This window comes from Desulfocurvus sp. (assembly GCF_023230885.1).
Classification (GTDB): Bacteria; Desulfobacterota; Desulfovibrionia; order Desulfovibrionales; family Desulfovibrionaceae; genus Desulfocurvus.
On record NZ_JALNWM010000055.1, the window covers coordinates 1 to 16,066 of the forward strand.

Genomic DNA, 16,066 nt, shown 5'->3' on the forward strand with positions numbered 1-16,066 from the left:
CTTCAACTACAGCAACACGGCCCTGCGCGAGCTGGAGTGGCACGCCTTCGCCGCGCTGTTCCTGCTCGGCGGGGCCTATGCCCTGCGCCACGACGACCATGTGCGCGTGGACGTGCTCTACCAGCGTTTCTCCCCGCGCACCCGCGCGCTGATCAACGTGCTGGGCTGCCTGCTCTTCCTGTTCCCGGGCTGCTGGCTGGTCATCAAGACCTCCATCCCCTTCGTGAAGTTCAGCTGGGCCATGCATGAGGTCTCGCCGGACCCGGGCGGGCTGCCCGCGCGCTGGCTGGCCAAGGCGCTCATCCCTGCGGGCTTCGGGCTCCTGGCCTTGCAGGGCGTCTCGTTCCTGCTGGCCAACCTGCGCGTGCTTGCGGGCCGCGGGCCCTCCGGGGCGGGGCGCTAGCATGGACCACGCGCTGGCCGGATGGCTCTTCGTCAGCGCCACGGGGCTCCTGCTGCTGGGCTTCCCCGTGGCCTTCACCCTGCTGGGCACCTCCCTGGCCTTCGGCCTGGCCGGGTTCGGGCTGGATTTCTTCAACCTCCTGCCCCTGCGCATCTGGGGGGTGATGAGCAACTTCACCCTCACGGCCGTGCCGCTGTTCATCTTCATGGGCATGGCCATGGAGCGCTCGGGCATCGCCACGCGGCTCATCGAGTCCATGGGCCTGCTCTTCGGGCGCGTCCGCGGGGGCATGGCCGTGGCGGTGGTCCTGGTGGGCGCGCTGCTCGGCGCCTCCACGGGCATCGTCGGCGCCACGGTGGTGACCATGGGCCTTTTGGCCCTGCCGGCCATGCTGCGCTGCGGCTATGCCCACCCCCTGGCCACGGGCACCATCGCCGCCTCGGGCACCCTGGGCCAGATCATCCCGCCCTCCATCGTGCTCATCCTGCTTGGCGACATCATCGGCGTACCCGTGGGCGACCTGTTCATCGGCGCGCTGGTGCCGGGGTTCATGATGGTCGGGCTGTACATCGCCTACATCCTGGTCTACGCGCGGCTGTATCCGGAGCGCGCGCCCCTGGTTTCGGGCCTTTCGGGCGGGGACGACGCCTGCGCGGCGCCCGGGGCCGTGCCGGGGGTGCGGCAGCTGTTGGCGGCCTTCGGCCCGCCGCTGCTGCTCATCGTGGCCGTGCTGGGCACCATCTTCGCCGGGGTGGCCTCGCCCACCGAGGCCGCGGGGGTGGGCGCCGTGGGCGCCCTGGGGCTGGCCGCGGCCCACGGCAGGCTCTCCCGCAGGATGCTCGGCGAGGTCATGGAGTCCACCACGCGGCTGACGAGCATGATCTTCATCATCCTGGTGGGCGCCACGGCCTTCGGGCTGGTTTTCCGGGGCCTGGGCGGCGACCACCTGGTGCGCGACTTCATCGCCGCGCTGCCCTTCGACAAGTGGGGCGTGCTGGCCGTGATCATGGCCCTGGTCTTCGTCATGGGCTTTTTCCTGGACTTCATCGAGATTACCTTCATCCAGGTGCCCGTGGTGGCCCCGCTGCTCATCGAGGCCGGGTTCGACCCCGTGTGGCTGGCGCTGATCTTCGCCGTGAACCTGCAAACCTCCTTCCTGACGCCGCCCTTCGGGTTCTCGCTGTTCTACCTCAAGGGCGTGTGCCCGCCCGGGGTTTCCACGGGCGCCATCTACAAGGGCATCATCCCCTTCGTGCTCATGCAGGTGCTGGTCCTTGGGCTGTGCGCGGCCTTCCCGCAGCTACTGCTGTGGCTGCCAGCGGCCATGCGCTGAGCCCGCCCGGCCGGCCGCCGGGCAGGGACGAAAAGGGCCGCCGCTCCCCGGGGAGCGGCGGCCCTTCGCCTGCCTGGGCCGCGCGGGGGCTAGACCATCCGCGCGAAGTATTCCTTGTCGGTGACCGCGGTCCAGCTCAGCCACTCGGCCATGAAGGCCTTGTAGTCGTCGTGGATCTTGCGGGCCAGGGGATCCTTGGCGGCCTCCTCCTCAAGCACCTCGGCGGCCAGGGTGCGGAAGGTGTCCAGCACCTCGGCGGGGAAGGAGACGATCTCGACCTTGCCCTCGGCGCGGATTTCGGCCAGCGCCCGGGCGCTCAGGATGTCGAACTCGGCGGCCATGACGCTGGTCATCTTGGCGGCGGCGGCGTCGAGCACGGCCTTGAGGTCCGCGGGCAGGGCCTCGTAGGCGGCCTTGTTGAAGACCACTTCGGTGAAGCCCGTGGGCTCCTGCCAGCCGGGGGTGTAGTAGTACCTGGCCACTCGGTTCAGGCCCATGCGCAGGTCGAGCACGGGGCCGACCCAGTCGGTGGCGTCGATGACGCCGCGCTCCATGGACGTGTAGACCTCGCCGCCGGGCAGCAGGACCACCGAGGCTCCGGCCTTGGAATAGACGCGGCCCGCCAGCCCCGGGAAGCGCAGCTTCATGCCCTTCAGGGCCTCGAGGGAGTCCACCTTCCTGTTGAACCAGCCGCCCATCTGGAAGGACGTGGTGCCCAGGGGCCGGGGCACGAGGTTGAAGCGCGAGTACAGCTCCTCCCACAGGGCCAGGCCGTTGCCCGCGTGGAACCAGGCGTTGTAGCCGGCGGTGTTCATGCCGAAGGGCACGGAGGTGAACCACTGGGTGCCGGGGTGGTTGCCCGCCCAGTAGTAGGACGCGCTGTGGTAGCACTGGACCATGCCCTGGGACACCGCGTCGAAGGCGCCCATGGGCGGCACCAGCTCGCCCCCGGCGTAGACCTCGATGGTCAGCTCGCCGTCGGACATCTCGCCCACCAGCTTGGCGAAGCGCTCGGCGCCGGTTTGCAGGATGGGCATCCCGGCGGGCCAGGAGGTGACCATCTTCCAGGAAAAGGACTGCTTGGCCAGGACGGCGGGGGCGGCCACGGCGCCGACGGCCACGCCAGCGGCCAGGCCCATGCCGGATTTCTTCAGAAATTCGCGACGTTTCATGGGGCGGGACACCTCGGATGCAGGGTTGTTGAAATAATCTATCGGCGCGGAATAGCGCATTTCGGGGCTCAAGGGAAGGTCGGCGTCAGGGCCGGGGGCCAAGGGAAGGTCGGCGGCGGAGCCGGGGGTCGGGGCAGCGGCGCCGGGGGCGGGCGGCCATGCGCCCTGGCGGCGCCAGCGAAGACGGGCGGCGCCGGAGCCGGGCCACAGCACCCGGGCGCGCCGAGCAACTATAGAACACGGGCCACAGCGCCCGGGCGCGCGAACGGCAAGGCCCGGGGTCTCGCCCCGGCGGCGCGGGCCGGGCGGCTAGTCGCGCACGGCCAGGAACAGGTCGGCCCACTGCCCGGCGGCGGCGTAGGCGCCCTTGACCGCCTCCAGGTCGAAGCCCAGGCGGGCGCACATGGCGCGCAGGCCGTCCCAGTCGCCGTCCTCCAGGGCCTCCATGAGCAGGAACAGGGCTTCGTGGTCGTTGCCGGGGTCGCGGCGCAGGGTTGCCTGGAGCTTGGCGTCCAGGGGCAGCAGCCCGGCGACCTCGGCCATGGGCATGCCCAGGATGGCGTCCAGCAGGGAGAACAGCCCGAGCAGGAACATGGTTCCGGGGTTGAAGTCCCAGTAGTCGTAGCGGGTGGTGACCAGTTCCAGGAAGCGCCCGCGCTGCATGGACAGGGCGGCCAGTTCCTGGGGGGTTTCGCCCTGTCCGGCCATGTCGGCCAGCAGCACGGCGCGCAGCCAGCCCTTGAGCTTGTCCCAGCCCAGCAGGCGCACGGCGTGGTCCACGGAGTCGACCTTGTGCGCAAGGCCGAAGGCCGGGCTGTTCAGCAGGGCCAGCAGCCGGAAGCTCACGGCCACGTCGCCGCGCACGGCGTCGGCCATGCCCTCCAGGTTCGGGGCGTCGCCCTCCATGAGCCGCAGCATCTCCAGCCGCGAGACTTCGTTGGAAGTCAGCTTGCGGCCGGGGACGAGTTCCGGCTCCTTGACAAAGGGGCCCTGGAACAGGGTGTGCCCCTGGTCGCGCGCGGCCTGGAACTGCTCGATGTTGCGCACGCCCCTGGCCAGCATCTGGGCCTTCTTGGCGGCCAGCCGGGCCATGGCCGGGGGCAGGGCGCCGGGGCGGTGTTCCATGATCAGCACGTCGGCCAGCCGCGCGGCCCCCAGGGCCGGGGACCCGGGCGCCACGTCCAGGGCCACGAGATAGCCCTCGGCGCGCAGGGCCTCCAGGGCCGCCAGCAGCTCGGGCCCGGGCTTGGCCTCCAGGCGCAGGCGCAGGCAGCCGCCCTGGGGCGGCAGGGCCCGGGGCAGCCCGGCCAGCACCCCCGCGGCGTCGAAGGCGACCATGACCTTCTTGCCCCTGTCCAGGGCCTCGCGCAGGCCGAAGTAGGTGCTCGACCCCAGGGATGTCGCGGCCTCATGCCCGGGGAAGAGGTGGAAGATGCCCTCGCGCACCTCGCCGCCCAGGAGCTCGTAGCCCCAGATCCGGCGCTTGGCGTCGAGCACGGGCTGCTTGGCGAAGAACACGGGGTTGGCCCCTGCGGAAGCGCTTGCGTCGTGCATGGATTCTCCTGTCATTGTCGGGACGATAGCCCGAATGGCGAGAACCCGTCAATGCGGCGCGCGGCACCGCCGCGTCCTAGAGCATGCTTACCGGGTCCAGGTCGAGGGCGGTGCGGATTTTGGGGTGGGCGGCGAGGCGGCGGCGGGCCTCGGCGTACAGGGCGCGCACGGCGGGCCAGTCCTGGGCCTTGAGCAGGCACTGGAAGCGCCTGCGCCCGCGCAGCAGCCCAAGGGGCGAGGGCGCAGGGCCGAGGACGAGCACCCCCTGGCGCTGGCCCAGGGGCGGCAGGGTCCGCGCCAGCTCCATCACCGCCGCGGCGCCGGGCTCGTAGTCCGCCGGGAAGTTCATGCGCAGGAGCGCGAGCTTGGTGAAGGGCGGATAGCCGTATTTGCGGCGCAGGGCCAGCTCCTGGGCGAAGAAGCCCTCGTAGTCGCTGGCGCGGACGTGGCGCCAGCAGTAATGCTCGGGGCTGCGGGTCTGGATGAGCACGCGCCCCGGCTTGTCGCCGCGCCCGGCGCGCCCGGCTACCTGGACCATGAGCTGGAACATGCGTTCGGCGGCGCGGTAGTCGGGTACGTTCAGGCCCATGTCGCCCTCGACCACGGCCACCAGGGTCACCCCCGGGAAATGGTGGCCCTTGGAGAGCATCTGCGTGCCCACCAGGACCTGGGCCCGGCCTGCGGCGAAGTCGGCCAGGATCTCTTCCATGCGCCCGGGGCGGCGGGTGCTGTCGCGGTCCAGGCGCAGCACTCCCGCGCCGGGCACCAGGCGCTCCAGGGTCTCGGCCAGGTTCTCGGTGCCCTCGCCCAGGGGCAGCCAGTTGGAGCTGCCGCAGGCACAGACCCTGGGGAAGGGCTCGGTTGCGCCGCAGTAGTGGCAGACCAGCCGCTCGCGGGCCTTGTGGTAGGTCAGGCCCACGTCGCACTGGGCGCAGCGCGCCGTCTGCCCGCAGTCGAGGCAGTACATCACCGGCGCGTAGCCCCGGCGGTTGAGCAGGATCACGGCCTGGTCGCCGCAGGACACGGTGTCGCGCAGGGCCCGGGCGGTGACCGCCGCGAAGGGCCCTTCGGCGGGCGGCTCGGCCCGCAGGTCCACCAGCTCCACCGGCGGCAGGGCCCGCCCGCCAACGCGCGAGGGCAGCACCACCTTGCCCACCGCGCCCTGGGCGGCGGCGTGGAAGGTCTTCACATCGGGCGTGGCCGAGCCGAGGACCAGCAGCCCCCCGGACCGCGCGGCCAGGAAGTGGGCCACCTCCTTGGCCTGGTAGGGCAGGCGCTCCTCCTGCTTGAAGGACGAGTCGTGCTCCTCGTCCAGGACGATGAGCCCCAGGTCGCGCAGGGGCAGGAACAGGGCCGAGCGCGTGCCGACCACCACCTGCGGCCCGCGCTGCGCCGCCGTCTCGGTGAAGGTCCGCTCGCGGCGCGCCGGGTTCTGGTAGCCGTGGTACAGGCGCACCTCGCGCCCCGGGAAGTGCGCCACCGCCGCGCGGTGCAGGGCGCAGGCCAGGGCCACCTCGGGCGCCAGCAGCAGCACCGCCCGCCCGGCCTCCACGGCCCGCTCGGCCAGGCGCAGGTAGAGCAGGGTCTTGCCGCTGCCCGTGACGCCGTGGACCAGCCGGGCCTGCCCCTCGGGCCGGGCCAGGGCCTGGGTCAGCTCGTCCAGGGCGTCGCGCTGTTCATCGGTCAGCTCGGGGGCCTCGCCGCCCGGGGTCTCGCCGTGCCCCGGGGCGCAGGCGTCCGCTTCGTGGAACTCCGGGGCCGGGCCGATGCGCACCAGCCCGGCGGCCACCAGCCGGGTCAGGGCCTGGGCCGAAGCCGGGCCCAGGGCCTCGCGCAGCCGGGGCCTGGGCACCGGCCCCGCGTCCCACAGGTATTCGAGGAGCTCCATCTGCCGCCGGGCCGCCGGGCGCACGGGCCAGGGCGGATCCTGGGCCACGAAGCAGTATTCCTGCTCCTTTTCGTGGCGCCGCTCGGCGCACACGCGCATGCGGCCCTCGGCCCACAGGACGGCCAGTTCCGCCAGGGTTTCCGGCTCCCGGTCGGCCATGCCCGCCAGGGTCGAGGCCCCCAGGCGCGCGGGAAAGCGCGGGTCGAAGACGCGAAAGCTCACGCGCAGGGCCCGCAGCCCGTGGGGCAGGAGGTTTTCCAGCACGCGGCCCACGGGCTCCATTTGCCGCGTGGCCAGGGTGGCGGCCAGGGCCATGTAGTCCGGGCCCAGCAGCGGCCGGGCCTCCACGGGCCAGACCAGGGCGCGCAGGCGCACGTCGGCGGGCATGTCCGGCGGCGGCGCGTCCTGGCGGGCGACGAGCACCCCAAGGCGCGCGGACGCGCCCACGGGCACCAGCACGCGCAGCCCCGCCACCCACGTCTGCGGCGGCAGGTGGGGCGGCTCGGCGTAGGTGTAGACGGCAAAGGGCGCGCCCAGCAGGGCCACCTGCCAGCAGCCGCGCTCCTGGGCGTCGGGGGGCGTTGTCGTTGTCCGGGTCATGGGTTTGGGCTGGCGCCGCCCGGGGCCGGGGCTGGCCTCGGGGCGCCAGGGGCATCCTGCCCCCGGGCCTGCGGGCCGTCAAGGCGCGGGCGGATCCGCCCGGGGCCGGGGCACGGCAAGGCCCCCGGGCGCGGTGTGCGCGCCGGGGGCCCTGGCGCGGCGTCGCCCGCGCCCGGGGTTTTGCCCCGCCCTATTTGCAGGACAGCAGTTCCTGGAGGTTGCGCACCACGTCGTCGCGCAGCTCCTCGTCCTGCAGGGCGAAGTAGATGTTGGCGGTCAGGTATTCGGCCCAGTCGCCCGCGTCGAAGCGCCGCCCGCGCATGCGCACGGCCAGCAGGCGGTTTTCCTTGGCCATGATCTCCAGGGCGTCGGTGAGCTGTATCTCGCCGCCCACCCCGGGCTTGAGGCCGCGCAGGTGCTCGAAAACCTCGGGCATGAGCACATAGCGGCCGACCACGGCCATGCGCGAGGGCGCGTCGGCCACGGCGGGCTTCTCGACCATCTGGTTCACGCGGAAGATGCCCGGGGCGAACTCCTCGCCCTGGATGATGCCGTAGCGGTCGACCTTGTTGCGGGGCACCTCGACCACGCCGACCACGGAGAGCCCTTCGGCCCTGGCGACATCCACCAGCTGCTTGATGCCCGGCTCCATGCCGAACATGAGGTCGTCCCCGACCATGACCGCGAAGGGATCGTCGTTGATGACGCCCTGGGCGCAGAGCACGGCGTGGCCCAGGCCGAGCTGCTTTTTCTGGCGCACGGAGATGATGTTGGCCATTTCGGCCACGGCGCGGATCTCCGCCAGCAGCTCGGTCTTGCCCTTGCGTTCCAGGAGCTCTTCGAGCACCCAGTTGTGGTCGAAGTGGTCCTCGATGATGGTCTTGGTCTGGTTGTTGATGAAGACCACCTCGGTCAGCCCGGTCTGGATGGCCTCCTCGACCACATACTGGACCACGGGCTTCTTGTAGATGGGCAGCAGTTCCTTGGGGACGTTCTTGGTCGCCGGCAGGGAACGGGTGCCCCAGCCCGCGACGGGAATCACGACTTTACGGATGTCCATGCCCGATCCTCCTTGGGTTTGCGTCCTTGCCCGGGTCCAGGATACTGGAATCGCCGACTAATTCAAGAGCCGACGAACCAGGTCGGCCAGGGCGTCGGCCAGGGAGCGCACCAGGGCGGCGTCCTGGCCCTCGACCATGACCCGGGCCTTGGGCTCGGTGCCGGAGTAGCGCAGCAGCACGCGCCCGCGTCCGGCCAGTTCGGCCTCGGCCTGGGCCACGGCGTCCATCAGTTCGGGCAGCTCCTCGAAGGGCCGCTTGCCCGCCACGGGGATGTTGATCAGCTCCTGGGGGTAGGGCGTGAGCAGGCCCGCCAGCTCGGACAGAGGCCGCGAGCGCGCGGTCATGATGCGCAGCAGTTGCAGCGCCGCCAGGATGCCGTCGCCGGTGGTGGAGTAGTTGGAGAAGATCAGGTGCCCGGACTGCTCGCCGCCGAGCACCGCGCCCCGGCTGCGCATGGCCTCGGCCACATAGCGGTCGCCCACGGGGGTGCGCAGCAGGGTGCCGCCGCGCTCGCGCATGAAGACCTCAAGGGCCATGTTGCTCATCACCGTGGCCACCAGCAGGTTGCCGCACAGGGCTCCGCGTTCCATCTTGTCCTGGGCGCACAGGGCCATGATCTGGTCGCCGTCGAGGACGGTGCCCTTTTCGTCCACGACGATGAGCCGGTCGCCGTCGCCGTCCAGGGCCAGGCCGATGTCCGCGCCCTCGGCCACCACGCGGGCGGCCACCTTGTCGGGGTGCAGCGAGCCGCAGCCCTCGTTGATGTTGGTGCCGTCGGGCGAGACGCCCATGGCCACGACCTCGGCCCCCAGCTCGCCCAGGACCATGGGCGCCACGCGGTAGGTGGCGCCGTTGGCGCAGTCCAGGACGACCTTCACGCCGTCCAGGGTCCGGTCGGCGGGGAAGGTGTGCTTGAGGGTCACCACATAGCGGCCCATGCTGTCCACCACGCGGGCGGTCTTGCCCACGCGGTCCTGGGGCGGATAGTCCCAGTCGGCGCAGGGGTCGAGCACCAGGTCGGCGATCTCGTCCTCCACGGCGTCGGGCAGCTTGTAGCCCTGGCTGTCGAAGAACTTGATGCCGTTGTCGTAGTAGGGATTGTGCGAGGCGGAGATGACCACGCCCAGGTCGCAGCGCATGCTGCGGGTGAGAAACGAGATGGCCGGGGTGGGCATGGGGCCGACGAGCATCACGTCCATGCCCGCGGCGCAAAGCCCCGAGGTCAGGGCCGTTTCGAAGATGTAGCCCGAGATGCGCGTGTCCTTGCCGATGAGCACCTTGTGGCGCTTCTTGCCGTTGCGGAAGTACTGCCCGGCGGCCAGGCCCAGGCGCAGGACGGTCTCGGGCAGCATGGGGAACTCGTTGACCCGGCCGCGCAGCCCGTCGGTGCCGAAAAAGCGTTTGACCATTGTTCCTCTCGATGCGCGAAAACGTCGCGTGGGCGGGGGGTGCCTGAAAAACGCGGCGCGATGCTACTTCTTTTTGATTCTGACTTCCAGTGTTTCCGGCGCCGTCTTTTCCAGGGTGCAGCCGTCGGGCAGCTTGATGCGCACGGGCAGCTGGTGCGTGCCGGGCTCCAGGCCCGAGGGCGGCAGCACATAGGCCATGAACTGCGCGGCGAGATCCTTGTCGCGCGCAAGGGGCAGCGGCACCAGGGCGCGCACCTGCACGGCGGAGGGCGAGACGCCCACGCCCTGCATGGCCTCGGGCAGCACCTTGACGGGCAGCTTGAGCCACAGGCTCTTGCGCTTGACGGCGAAGTCCACCAGCACGCGCACGGCCTGGGGGTCCGCCGAGAGGGTGCGGGGCAGGTCCAGGTCGGCGCGCACCACATACTCGCCCTGGCCCGTGGCGTTGACCACGGCCTCGCGGGTGGCGATGTCCTTGAGCTCGGACACCACGGCCCTGGGCCCGCGTACGCGCACCGTCGGGGGCGAGACGGAAACCGAGCCCAGCTCATAGTCCTTGCCGGGGTCGCCGGTCCACACCGGGCGCACGGGCAGCTCGCGCTCCACAAGCCGGTCCGCCGTCAGGGTCACCCCGGGCGGGGCGATGTCCACCACCTCCAGGGCCATGGACAGGGGAATGTGCTCGGCCTCGAAGGGAATGTTGGTCTGGCCGGGCTCCAGGTGCGACAGGTCCAGCGAGTAGGCCGGGCGCCGCTCCTCCAGGCGCCGCACCAGGGCCCGGGGCCCGCGCACGCGCACGGTGATCTTGTCGGCCAGCCCGTCGAGGACGAGCATGTCCGGCTGGGCGCCGACGACCTCCACGGGCATCTCCACCACGGTCTGGACCTTCTCGCGGCCGGTGACGATGTACCAGCAGGCCAGGGCCAGGGCCAGGGCCATGAGCCGGTATTGCCAGTTGCGCAGCATGGGCTACTTCTCCCAGGCCCGTTTGAGCACGCGCCGCAGGCGCACTTCGTCCAGGGCGGCGGTGAGCCGCCCGCCGATGGCCACGGACACCTCGCCGCGCTCTTCGGAAACCACCACGGCCACGGCGTCGGTCTCCTCGGTGACGCCGATGGCCGCGCGGTGGCGCGTGCCGAAGGAGGACTTCTGGCGCACGCCGGACGCCAGGGGCAGGATGCAGCCCGCCGCCAACACCCGCCCGGAGCGCAGCAGCACGGCCCCGTCGTGCAGGGGCGTGTCGACGTGGAAGATGGTCAGCAGCAGGTCGCGCGACAGGCGCGCGTCCAGGGTCACCCCGCGTTCGGTCAGGTCGCCCAGGGGCACGTTCTTTTCGATGACCACCAGGGCGCCGATGCGCTGGCGGGCCATGTCCAGCATGGCCGTGACGAGCTGCTCGAAGACCTCGTCGGCCACGCTGGGCCGCTTGCGCCACAGCCGCCCCGCCCCCACCTGGGACAGGGCGTTGCGGATGTCGCTCTGGAAAAGGATGATGACCACCAGGAAGATGGAGCCCAGGAAGTTGGCCAGGAGCCAGTTGAGGGTCAGCAGGCCGAAGACTTCGGAAAGATAGTAGACCACGGCGACCAGCAACAGGCCCCAGAGCACCGACAGCGCCCGGGTGCCCCGGATGAGCAGGATCAGCCGGTAGAAGATGAAGGCCACCAGCGCGATGTCCGCGATTTCGCGCCAGGAGATGCGCAGCCAGCCGAGGTCAATCACGGGACGGGGCCTCCGGGGCCTTGGGGCCGGGCCTTCGCGCGCGCAGGGCCTCGGCCACGGTGAGGGTCTGCACTGTGGCGGCCACGTCGTGGACGCGGTGGATGCGCACCCCGCGCGAGGCCAGCACGGCCACGGCGGCCTGGGTCGCCCCGCCGCGCCCGGCCACGGGCAGCCCGAGCAGCTGCTGGAACATGGATTTGTTGGACAGGCCCACATACAGCGGCAGGCCCAGCACGCCGAAGGCCTCGATGTTGCGCAGGATGTCCAGGTTGTGCTCCAGGGTCTTGCCGAAGCCGATGCCGGGGTCGATGACGATGTTCTCCTCGGGCAGGCCCGCGCCGGTCAGGGCGCGCAGGCGCTCCTCGAAGAAGGCGACGATGTCGTGGACCACGTCGGCGTAGCGCGGGTCGCGCTGCATGGTCCCGGGGCGGCCCAGGCTGTGCATGAGCACATAGCCCGGCTTGTACTGCCCGACCACGTCCAGGAGCCCGGGGTCGAAGCGGCAGGCCGAGATGTCGTTGACCACGGCGGCCCCGGCGTCCAGGGCGGCGGCGGCCACCCGGGCCTTGAAGGTGTCCACGGAGATCACCGCCCGGGGGGCGGCGTCCGGGGGCTGGCCGTGGCCGATGTGCCCGGCCAGCCCGCGCACCACGGGCAGCACCCGGTCCATCTCCCGCTCGGCGCAGACGGCCTCGGCCCCCGGGCGGGTGGACTCGCCGCCCACGTCGAGGACCGCCGCCCCCTCGGCCAGCAGGCGCCTGCCGTGGGCCACGGCGGCCTCGGGCGCGTCGTGGCGGCCCCCGTCGTAGAACGAGTCCGGGGTGGCGTTGACGATGCCGACCACGAAAAAGGGGGCCGGGCCAAGAACCCGTCCCCCGGTTACATTCCAGAAAATGCGTTCCTGCATTGCCTAGTTCCCGCTCTTGTCCTTGTCGCCGGGGCCGCCGGAGGCCGGGGCGTCGTCGGGCTCGAGGCGGAACTCCCCGCCGTCCTGCTGGGCCCTGGACACGTCCAGGTCGCCGTCCATGACCTTGCGGAACAGGCTCTTGGGCCTGTCCTGGGGCTCGGTCGCGGCGTCTTCCGGGGCGGCGTGCCCGGCGTCGGCCCCCGGGGCCGCCTGGGGCGCCTCGGGGCCGGCCTGGGTGCCGCCCTGGCCGGCGGGGGCTGCCGGGGCCGCGCCGCCGGGAGCCGCCGGGGGCGCGCCCGCACCGCCGGAGCCGGAGCCCTCGGGCCCCTGGGGGCCGGGGGCCGGGCGGCCGAGGGCCGGGCCGTCCTGGGCGCCGGGGCCAGCGAGCTTGGGCAGGGGCTTGCCCTGCATGATCAGGTCGATGTCCGCGCCGGAGATGGTTTCGCGCTCCAGCAGGGCCTTGGCGATGGCGTGCAGGGTGTCCATGTTGTCGCGCAGCAGGGTCAGGGCCCGGTCGTTGGCCTCGTCCACGATGCGGCGGATCTCGGAGTCGATGAGCCGGGCGGTGTCCTCGCTGTGGGCCTTGTGGCGGATCATCTCGCGGCCCAGGAAGACCGAATCGTCCTTTTCGGCCAGGGCCAGGGGCCCGATGGCGTCGCTCATGCCCCACTGGGTGACCATCTTGCGGGCGATGCCCGTGGCGCGCTCGATGTCGTTGCTGGCGCCGGTGGTGCGCTGGCCGAAGATGAGCTCCTCGGCGGCGCGCCCGGCCAGAAGGCCCGAGAGCTGGCCTTCGAGGTATTCGCGGCTGTAGTTGTGGCGGTCGTCCACGGGCAGGTGCATGGTCACGCCCAGGGCCATGCCGCGCGGGATGATGGAGACCTTGTGCACCGGGTCGGCGTGGGGCAGCAGCTTGCCGATGAGGGCGTGGCCCGCCTCGTGGTAGGCCGTTGTGCGCTTCTCCTCGTCGGAGAGGATCACGCTGCGCCGTTCCTTGCCCATGAGCACCTTGTCCTTGGCCATCTCGAAGTCGGCCATGAGCACCTGGTCGCGGCCGAGCTTGGCGGCCTGGAGGGCGGCCTCGTTGACGAGGTTCTCCAGGTCCGCGCCGGAGAAGCCGGGGGTGCCCCGGGCGATGACATCGGTGTCCACGTCGGCGCCAAGGGGCGTGCGCTTGGTGTGCACGTCGAGGATGCGCTTGCGGCCGCGCACGTCGGGCGTGGGCACGACCACCTGGCGGTCGAAACGGCCCGGGCGCAGCAGCGCCGGGTCGAGCACATCGGGGCGGTTGGTGGCGGCGATGAGGATGACGCCCTCGTTGGATTCGAAGCCGTCCATCTCCACCAGGAGCTGGTTCAGGGTCTGCTCGCGCTCGTCGTGGCCGCCGCCGAGGCCCGCGCCGCGCTGGCGGCCCACGGCGTCGATCTCGTCGATGAAGATGAGGCAGGGCGCGTTCTTCTTGCCCTGGATGAACAGGTCGCGCACACGCGAGGCGCCCACGCCCACGAACATCTCCACGAAGTCCGAGCCGGAGATGGAGAAGAAGGGCACCCCTGCCTCGCCCGCCACGGCGCGCGCCAGCAGGGTCTTGCCCGTTCCGGGGGGGCCGACGAGCAGCACGCCCTTGGGGATGCGCCCGCCCAGGCGGGTGAACTTGCGCGGGTTGGACAGGAAGTCCACGACCTCGGAGAGCTCCTCCTTGGCCTCGTCCACGCCCGCCACGTCGTCGAAGGTGACCTTGGACTGGTCCTGGGTGATCATCTTGGCCCGCGAGCGGCCGAAGCTCATGGCTTTGCCGCCTCCGGACTGCATCTGGCGCATGAAGAATATCCACACGCCGATGAGCAGCAGCATGGGGAACCAGGAGACGAACACCGTGAGCCAGGGCGAGTCCTCCACGGGCTTGGCCGTGACCTGGATGCCCTTGTCGACCAGCTTGCCCACCAGGCCCGGGTCGTCGGGCGAGTAGGTGGTGAAGCGCTCGCCGGAGATGGTCTTGCCCAGGATGTCGCGGCCCTGGATGGTGACCTCGGCGATCTGGTTGCTCTCCACGCTTTGCAGGAACTCGGTGTAGCTCATGGAGAGCTGCGCGCGGGGCTGCTGGTTGAACATGTTGAACAGGAAGACCATCACCAGCGAGATGGCCAACCAGAGAAAGAGGTTCCGGGTGACGTTGTTCAAGGCGTCTGCTCCTCGTTGTGCGCTCGTCGGGAGGGGCGCGGGGCCCCGGTCGGGGGACTATAAGTCCCCCCGCGGGCCCAGGCAATGGCGGGCGGCGCATTTCGTCGAATATCGCGCGCCAGCCGTGGCGGGCCAGCTTTCCGACTAGCACAGCGGCCCGGCGCTGTCCACGCCGGGAATGCCCGCGGGCCCGGGGGCCGCCGGGCGGTGCCGAAGCCTGCGCATGCCGCGCGGCCCTTGCCCAAGGCGGCGCCAGCTGCTAGAGATGCCTTTCCCTGCGCGGAAGCGTGTCGTCACCGGTGTGGCGCCTGGTCTTCAAAACCAGTGTGCGGGTTTGCCCTCGCAGGTAGGTTCGACTCCTATACGCTTCCGCCACCGAATTTGCGGGGTGCGCCCCCCGAGGAAGCGCCCTCCCCGGAACCGGCCGGGGAGGGCGCTTTTCAGGTTCGCGCTGCCTGCCTGGGCCGCGCGGGGCGCGCCTCCGGCCGTGCCTTCGCGGCGGGGCGTTGCGGGGCGCTTCGCCGGAACCTTCCCGGCCGGGGTTGACACGATGGTTTAGCGGGTTTACCTTTTGCCGTCGGCGATTGGTTTCGGACTGAAAGGAGACGGGACGGGCACATGGAAACGAAGGACGATCTCATCCTCGACGTGGTGCGGCAGTTCCAGCGCGTGGCGGCCCGGTATGCCCGCATCGAGGAGCTGCCCATCGCCGTTGGCGACGGCGTCGAGGTCACGACGCGCGAGGCGCATACCATCGAGGCCGTCGGCCTGCGCGGCCAGATGAGCGTCACGGACGTGGCCAACGCCTTCGGCATCACCAAAAGCGCGGCGTCCCAGATGGTTTCGAAGCTGTGCGCCAAGGGCTTCCTGCGCAAGCGGCAGGCGCCCCACAGCAACAAGGAATACCAGCTGACGCTTACGCCCCTGGGGCGCAAGGCCTTCGACGCCCACGCGCGCGTTCACGGCGAGGACCGGGACGCCCTGGTGGAGCGGCTGCGCGGCTTTTCCCTCGCCCAGGTCGCCACCATCGCCGTGCTGTTCGAAGCCATCGGGGAGGTCCTGGATAGGCGCCTGGATCCGTGACGGTTTTTTTTTGGGTTAATGATTAAGCTGCTTAACTAATGTATCGGGAGATTTGTCGTGAAGTCATTCAAGGCCCTGCTCATCGCTTTTCCCGTCCGGCACTACAGGCTCGTCGCCCTCGCGCTGCTGGCCGTCGTGCTCCTGGCGGCCAGTTTCTTCCCGGGCATCGTCATGGATACGGACCCGGAGAACATGCTGGAACCCACCGAACCCGCGAGGGTTTTCCACAACGACGCAAAAAAACGCTTCGACCTGAGCGATGTCATCGTCGTCGGCGTTACCGAGGAGAACGACCCGGACGGGGTGTTCAACCCGCAGACCCTGGCCCGCGTCCACGATCTGACGGAGTTCGCCCTGACCCTGCGCCACGAGGACCCCGAGAATCCGGGGCGGATGGTGGGCGTGGCCACGGTGGACGTGGTGGCGCCCTCGCTGGTGGACCACATGCGCCAGGCCGGGCCGGGGACCATCAGCTTCGAATGGCTGATGCCCCGGCCGCCCGCCACCCGGGAGGAGGCCCTGGCCATACGCGACAAGGCCCTGTCCAACCCCCTGCTCGTGGGCCAGCTCGTGTCGGCCGACGGCAGGGCGCTGTGCCTGCACATCCCGCTGACGGACAAGATGTTCAGCTATGATATCTACACCGCGCTGCGGGAGCGGATCGACTCCTTCGGGGGCACGGAGGAATGGCACATCTCGGGCCTTCCCGTGGCCGAGGGGGCCATCGGGGTCGAGATGTTCAGCGAGATGGTC

The 16,066-nt window shown here is 70.9% G+C and carries 12 protein-coding genes, 1 tRNA gene and 1 pseudogene; 5 read left to right on the forward strand and 9 right to left on the reverse strand.

Going from position 1 to position 16,066, the window contains the following annotated elements; genetic code table 11:
- Positions 1–403, forward strand: a 403-nt coding sequence (locus M0P34_RS05745; protein ID WP_291497315.1) for a TRAP transporter small permease subunit, incomplete at its 5' end; no start/stop codon positions are given.
- A 1-nt stretch (position 404) separates the two neighbouring features.
- Positions 405–1,736, forward strand: a complete 1,332-nt coding sequence (locus M0P34_RS05750; RefSeq protein WP_291497317.1) for a TRAP transporter large permease subunit — start codon at positions 405–407, stop codon at positions 1,734–1,736.
- An 89-nt stretch (positions 1,737–1,825) separates the two neighbouring features.
- Here M0P34_RS05750 and M0P34_RS05755 read toward each other — a convergent pair whose 3' ends face one another.
- From M0P34_RS05755 to ftsH, 9 genes are all read right to left on the reverse strand, one after another.
- Positions 1,826–2,908 carry a TRAP transporter substrate-binding protein gene (locus tag M0P34_RS05755; protein WP_291497319.1) on the reverse strand — a complete coding sequence of 361 codons (1,083 nt, stop codon included), beginning with the start codon at positions 2,906–2,908 and terminating at the stop codon, positions 1,826–1,828.
- Positions 2,909–3,217: 309 nt separating this feature from the next.
- Entirely contained in the window at positions 3,218–4,462 is a 1,245-nt protein-coding gene (locus tag M0P34_RS05760) for an HDOD domain-containing protein (protein WP_291497321.1), read from the reverse strand.
- A 76-nt stretch (positions 4,463–4,538) separates the two neighbouring features.
- Positions 4,539–6,950, reverse strand: coding sequence for a primosomal protein N' (gene priA / locus M0P34_RS05765; RefSeq protein ID WP_291497323.1), 2,412 nt, complete (start codon positions 6,948–6,950; stop codon positions 4,539–4,541).
- Between the two features lie 190 nt (positions 6,951–7,140).
- On the reverse strand, positions 7,141–8,010 hold the full coding sequence (gene galU, locus M0P34_RS05770; RefSeq protein ID WP_291497325.1) for a UTP--glucose-1-phosphate uridylyltransferase GalU: 870 nt from the start codon (positions 8,008–8,010) through the stop codon (positions 7,141–7,143).
- A gap of 57 nt (positions 8,011–8,067) precedes the next feature.
- Positions 8,068–9,420 (reverse strand): phosphoglucosamine mutase, encoded by a 1,353-nt coding sequence (gene glmM, locus M0P34_RS05775; RefSeq protein WP_291497327.1) that lies wholly within the window; start codon positions 9,418–9,420, stop codon positions 8,068–8,070.
- Positions 9,421–9,483: 63 nt separating this feature from the next.
- Positions 9,484–10,386, reverse strand: coding sequence for a CdaR family protein (locus M0P34_RS05780; protein ID WP_291497329.1), 903 nt, complete (start codon positions 10,384–10,386; stop codon positions 9,484–9,486).
- A gap of 3 nt (positions 10,387–10,389) precedes the next feature.
- The gene (cdaA, locus tag M0P34_RS05785) at positions 10,390–11,142 is read right to left on the reverse strand and encodes a diadenylate cyclase CdaA (protein ID WP_291497331.1); all 753 of its coding nucleotides are present in this window, start codon (positions 11,140–11,142) and stop codon (positions 10,390–10,392) included.
- Positions 11,135–12,049, reverse strand: a complete 915-nt coding sequence (gene folP, locus M0P34_RS05790; protein ID WP_291497333.1) for a dihydropteroate synthase — start codon at positions 12,047–12,049, stop codon at positions 11,135–11,137. Before folP ends, cdaA begins: the two co-directional genes overlap by 8 nt.
- A 3-nt stretch (positions 12,050–12,052) precedes the next feature.
- Positions 12,053–14,230, reverse strand: coding sequence for an ATP-dependent zinc metalloprotease FtsH (gene ftsH, locus M0P34_RS05795; protein ID WP_291497335.1), 2,178 nt, complete (start codon positions 14,228–14,230; stop codon positions 12,053–12,055).
- A gap of 281 nt (positions 14,231–14,511) precedes the next feature.
- On the opposite strand from ftsH, the gene M0P34_RS05800 reads away from it, so the two are divergent.
- The 3 genes and pseudogenes from M0P34_RS05800 to M0P34_RS05810 all read left to right on the forward strand — a co-directional run.
- Positions 14,512–14,605: transfer RNA gene (locus M0P34_RS05800), tRNA-Sec, on the forward strand.
- Between the two features lie 243 nt (positions 14,606–14,848).
- Positions 14,849–15,313 (forward strand): MarR family transcriptional regulator, encoded by a 465-nt coding sequence (locus tag M0P34_RS05805; protein WP_291497337.1) that lies wholly within the window; start codon positions 14,849–14,851, stop codon positions 15,311–15,313.
- A gap of 57 nt (positions 15,314–15,370) precedes the next feature.
- Positions 15,371–16,066, forward strand: a pseudogene (locus tag M0P34_RS05810) (RND transporter); the annotation flags it as partial.